A 4,097-nucleotide genomic window follows, 5' to 3' on the forward strand; every position below is an offset into this window, starting at 1 on the left:
GGCCTCGGCGCGCCCGTGGTCGTGCATCCGGGCGCCGCTTGCGTGGCCCGGCGATGGCCGGTGTCGCGCTGGCACACCGTGGTGGCGGCCCTGGCGGCATCGCATCGGGTCGTCGTCACCGGCACGCAGGCCGAAGCCTCCCTGTGTCACGAGGTCGTTGCCGGGACGAACTCGGCGGAGGACGTCTGTGGCCGGTTGTCGCCGCGCGATCTCGCACAACTGGTCGCCCGGGCCCGGTTGCTGCTGTGCGGCGACACCGGGGTGGCGCACCTGGCCACCGCACTCGGGACCCCGTCGGTCCTGCTCTTCGGCCCGACGCCGCCCTCGGCCTGGGGGCCCTCCATCGACCAGCAGCTGCACCAGGTTCTCTGGCATCCGGAGGTGACGGCGTCCGGCGATCCGCATGCGGACCAGGTGGATCCGCGTCTCCTGGCGATCACGACCGAGGAGGTCCTCACTGCGGCCGAGGGGATGCTCACCACGGCACACTGTCCGCCCGCCGGCGGGTAGGAGTGGCGGTGCGGCGGCGGTCCTCCAGCATCCTGAGCCACTGGTCCAGCTCGGGCCGCATCGGCGAGCGCTCGCGCAGCACCCAGGGCACGCAACGCACGGCCATCGCGACCCCCCGCACCATCTGCCACCGGGATGGCGTGGTCCGGATGATGAACCACGTCCACCGGGCCGCCGACCGGACGGGGCGGTGCAGCCAAGCGTTGACGATCGTGTTGCGCACCCCGTAGTGCCGCAACCTCGAGGCGTTGGCCATGCTCGGCTGGTGGTGGATGACGACCTCCTCGACATACCGCATCTGCCATCCCCGCTTGGCCAGCGGCAGGGCCAGGGTTTCCTCCTCACCGCCCATGAAGAAGCGGCGGTCGTAGCCGCCGACCTGCTCGAAGGCGGACCGGCGGACCACCACCGCGCCAGCCATGAACCCCAACAGGACGGCTCCGGGGACTCCGGCGCCGTCAGGCAGGGGGCTTTCCGCCATCTCGGCGCAGATCGGGTCGAGCCGGCCATCGGGGTCCACCAGGATGCGCCCGCTCACCAGCGCCAACGACGGATGCCGGTCCAGCAGCTCGACGGCGCGGTGCAGACCGTCGAGCTCGAACCACTCGTCGTCGTCGCAGAAGGCGATGTATGGCGTCCCGACCCGTCGCGCTCCCACGTTGCGTCCCGCGGCTCCGAGGTTCTCGCTGAGACTGACCAGCTGAAGGCTGGGGTGGTGGCGGACCAGTGCATCGGTGCCGTCGGAGGACGCGTTGTCCACGACGACCACCGGGACGTGGAGCTCCACGAGGCGGTCGAGGGTCTCGCCGACGCGCGTGGCGCAGTTGTGGGTGAGCAGCACCACGCTCAGGCGCCGCCCGAGCGAAATCTGCATGATTCCTCGCTCGTGTGCCGGGGTGACGGGTTCTGGGCCGGCAGACCCGGCCCCCGTGATCTACCCGAGCAGCCTGCTCGCAAACTCGGCTCCAGCCCGGTCAGGCATGATGTCGACACTGGATCCACGAGGGACCGAGGACGTGACCCGCATGAGCGACCTGACCCAGTTCCAGCATCCTCGGTTCGCGAGGCGCTACATCGGCATCAGCGACCGTTTGGAGCAGCTCGGCGTCGGTGACCTTCGGCGTGAGCTGCTGCAGGGACTGCACGGCTGTGTCGTGGACGTCGGATGCGGTGACGGCAAGAACTTCAGGCACTACCCGCCGACGGTGACCCGCGTCGTGGCGGTGGAACCGGACGACGTCCTGCGCCGACACGCGGAGCAGAACGCGGCTTCGGCTGCTGTCCCCGTCGACGTGGTGGCCGGTCACGCCGACGACGTGCCGGTGGCGGACGGGAGCGCCGACGCCGTCGTGATGACGCTCGTGCTGTGCTCGGTGCCCGACCTCGGCACTGCCCTCACCGAGGTGAACCGCGTCCTGCGTCCCGGCGGGGAGCTGCGGTTCGGGGAGCACGTGAGGGCCCAGAACCGGGTCGCGGCGCTGGCCCAGGACGCGCTCACGCCCCTGTCTCGCCGAGTCGACGGCAACTGCCACCAGAACCGCGACACGGCAGCGGCCCTGGAACGTTCTCCGCTGACCGTGACGCGTCTGCGTCGCTTCGGGTTGCGGGTGGCAGCACTCCTCCCGGGTCAACCGATGATCGTCGGGACCGCCGTGAAGCCGCCCACGGGGCCGTGACGGCGCAGGACCGACGACCAGTCGCCACAACGGTATCCGGCTGAGCCCCGGGCGTTCAGCGTCTCGCCCGCAGCGCTGCCTCCAACGCGATCACCTCGACCGCGGTCGAGATGTCGGCGTAGACGGTGGGGAGCCACTCACCGGCATCCAGACGAGCCTGGAAACCGGCTTCTTCGTCACCCCGGACCCTGCCCACCGTGGCATCGTCGACGGCCACCACCCACTCGCCGGGCCGCAACTGCCCGAAGGTGACTCGCGGCTGTCCGCCCATGCAAGCACCGTAGGCAAGGGCAGTGCTCCGCGTCCTGAGAACGCCCGAAACTGCTGCCGGCAACAGTTGACTCCCTCAGCCCCTCGGTCGCCCAGAACGCCGCGGACAAGCCGGGTCACCACGTGCCGGGCCGAGTCACTGCACACCGAGTCGGAAGAGTGGCCGGCCCGGCCCGGTGGTCAGTTGTTGCTGCGTTGCACCGAGATGCTCTCGACCAGCTGCCCGCTCATGTCCTCCGGCAGGTTGGCCGCCACATCAGCCTGGCTCACCATGCCGATCAGGTCGTGTCCGTCGATGACCGGCAGGCGCCGCACGCCGTGCTCGCTCATCGTCCGCAGCGCCTCCTCGACGGAGTCGTCGGCGCCGATGGTCACCGGCTTGCCCTGGGCAAACTCGCCCGCCTGCGTCGAGGCAGGGTCACCGCCCTCGGCGATGCACCGCACGACGATGTCGCGATCGGTGATCATGCCCTTCAACCGGTCGTCCTCACCGCAGATCGGCAGCGATCCGACCTCCAGGTCGCGCAGCTTGCGCGCCACGTCGACCAACGTCTCGTTGACCCCGGCGCATGTGGCATCGCCCGTCATGATTTCCCGTGCGGTCTTCATCTGAGTCACCCTCTCGAGCTCGTGGATCCCCGACCGATACCCACTCGGTCACGATCCACACTCGCTCCCGCGGTCAGGCCGGGTGACCGGGCGACAGGTCGTGGCACTGTTGCAGGGTCAGCACGTCAGCGCTGGTGTCCCCTTCGACGACGACCGGCTCGATGAGGAAGCCGACATGGTCGCCGAGGGGGTGCCGGGCCAGGACGCGACCGACGCACCGCGGCGTGCAGTCCTGCAGCAACGGCACGCCGTCCGGTCCCGGCCGCCAGCGACACTGTTCGAGCTTGTCCACCTCGTCGCCGGTCTGGCCGCCGAACAACTCAGCCAGGTGGTGCTGGTCGGAGGCGAGGACGTGCACGGCCAACACCGACGCTTCTCGCGCCACCCGATAGGTGTGGTTCTCCACCGACAGGCAGACCAGCAGCCTCGGCGGATCGATGCTCGCCTGGGTCACGAAACCGACCAGGCACCCCGCCCGGACGCCACCGTGCGCGCTGGTCACCACGAACATGGGGTAGTCCAACCCGCGCACGAACGGGTCGAACTCGTCGACTCCCAACGCCTCGATGGCTCAGTCACCCGCTCCCGCCTCGGTTGCGCCCACGGTAGCGCCTCGGTGCGCGACGGCCCGGCCAGCGGAGGCCAACGGACGCCGACCGACGTGGGCCGCCCGCACGAGGCAGGTTCCGCGCGATGCACGGCACAAATGGATCTTGTCGGCCGCCCCTCGCCGACGGATGCTGGTGTCATGACCGCAAGCTCGATCCACCACGGCGAGAGTTTCCTCTGGCATCTCGGCCGCGTGGTGGTGGACGTCGTCCAGCAGGTCGCCGAGGCGGAACGGGCGTATGTCGAGGGGCTCCAGGACTTCGACCGCGACTTCGTCCTGCCTGCCGACCGGGACTGCTTGCGGTGGACCGTGACGCCGTCAGGCTGGCAGTTGCGCGGGGAGCACATGGCGACGGATGAGGCGCGCGGCGATGATCCGCGCGGCCGCCACGCCGCCTGACGGCCCCCTGCGCGAGCCGGCGG

At 70.2% G+C, this 4,097-nt stretch carries 7 protein-coding genes; 3 read left to right on the plus strand and 4 right to left on the minus strand.

Annotation, left to right across the window (positions count from 1 at the left end; translation table 11 throughout):
• Positions 1–510 (plus strand): glycosyltransferase family 9 protein (locus tag FRW57_RS18255; RefSeq protein ID WP_162529415.1); only part of this gene is annotated, 510 nt, incomplete at its 5' end.
• On the opposite strand, the gene FRW57_RS18260 is transcribed toward FRW57_RS18255, so the two are convergent.
• Positions 476–1,384: a glycosyltransferase family 2 protein gene (locus FRW57_RS18260; protein ID WP_137122291.1), complete on the minus strand. Its 909-nt coding sequence runs from the start codon at positions 1,382–1,384 to the stop codon at positions 476–478. The genes FRW57_RS18255 and FRW57_RS18260 overlap by 35 nt on opposite strands.
• Before the next feature lie 151 nt (positions 1,385–1,535).
• On the opposite strand from FRW57_RS18260, the gene FRW57_RS18265 reads away from it, so the two are divergent.
• Positions 1,536–2,186 carry a class I SAM-dependent methyltransferase gene (locus tag FRW57_RS18265; RefSeq protein WP_137122292.1) on the plus strand — a complete coding sequence of 217 codons (651 nt, stop codon included), beginning with the start codon at positions 1,536–1,538 and terminating at the stop codon, positions 2,184–2,186.
• A gap of 55 nt (positions 2,187–2,241) precedes the next feature.
• Here the strand turns inward: FRW57_RS18265 and FRW57_RS18270 are convergent, their stop codons facing one another.
• From FRW57_RS18270 to FRW57_RS18280, 3 genes are all read right to left on the minus strand, one after another.
• Positions 2,242–2,457, minus strand: a complete 216-nt coding sequence (locus FRW57_RS18270) for a hypothetical protein (protein WP_137122293.1) — start codon at positions 2,455–2,457, stop codon at positions 2,242–2,244.
• A 179-nt stretch (positions 2,458–2,636) separates the two neighbouring features.
• On the minus strand, positions 2,637–3,065 hold the full coding sequence (locus tag FRW57_RS18275; protein WP_137122294.1) for a CBS domain-containing protein: 429 nt from the start codon (positions 3,063–3,065) through the stop codon (positions 2,637–2,639).
• Between the two features lie 73 nt (positions 3,066–3,138).
• Complete coding sequence (locus tag FRW57_RS18280) at positions 3,139–3,624, minus strand: flavin reductase family protein (protein ID WP_203230405.1); 486 nt, start codon at positions 3,622–3,624, stop codon at positions 3,139–3,141.
• Positions 3,625–3,813: 189 nt separating this feature from the next.
• On the opposite strand from FRW57_RS18280, the gene FRW57_RS18285 reads away from it, so the two are divergent.
• Positions 3,814–4,074: a hypothetical protein gene (locus tag FRW57_RS18285; protein WP_137122295.1), complete on the plus strand. Its 261-nt coding sequence runs from the start codon at positions 3,814–3,816 to the stop codon at positions 4,072–4,074.
• Positions 4,075–4,097 lie beyond the last annotated feature (23 nt).

Source organism: Segeticoccus rhizosphaerae, from assembly GCF_009192725.1.
Classification (GTDB): domain Bacteria; phylum Actinomycetota; class Actinomycetes; order Actinomycetales; family Dermatophilaceae; genus Segeticoccus; species Segeticoccus rhizosphaerae.

Coding starts and splice junctions, on each gene's coding strand:
- FRW57_RS18260 (WP_137122291.1), bottom strand. CDS start 1,384: ATGCAGATTTCGCTCGGGCGGCGCCTGAGCGTGGTGCTGCTCACCCAC.
- FRW57_RS18265 (WP_137122292.1), top strand. CDS start 1,536: ATGAGCGACCTGACCCAGTTCCAGCATCCTCGGTTCGCGAGGCGCTAC.
- FRW57_RS18270 (WP_137122293.1), bottom strand. CDS start 2,457: ATGGGCGGACAGCCGCGAGTCACCTTCGGGCAGTTGCGGCCCGGCGAG.
- FRW57_RS18275 (WP_137122294.1), bottom strand. CDS start 3,065: ATGAAGACCGCACGGGAAATCATGACGGGCGATGCCACATGCGCCGGG.
- FRW57_RS18285 (WP_137122295.1), top strand. CDS start 3,814: ATGACCGCAAGCTCGATCCACCACGGCGAGAGTTTCCTCTGGCATCTC.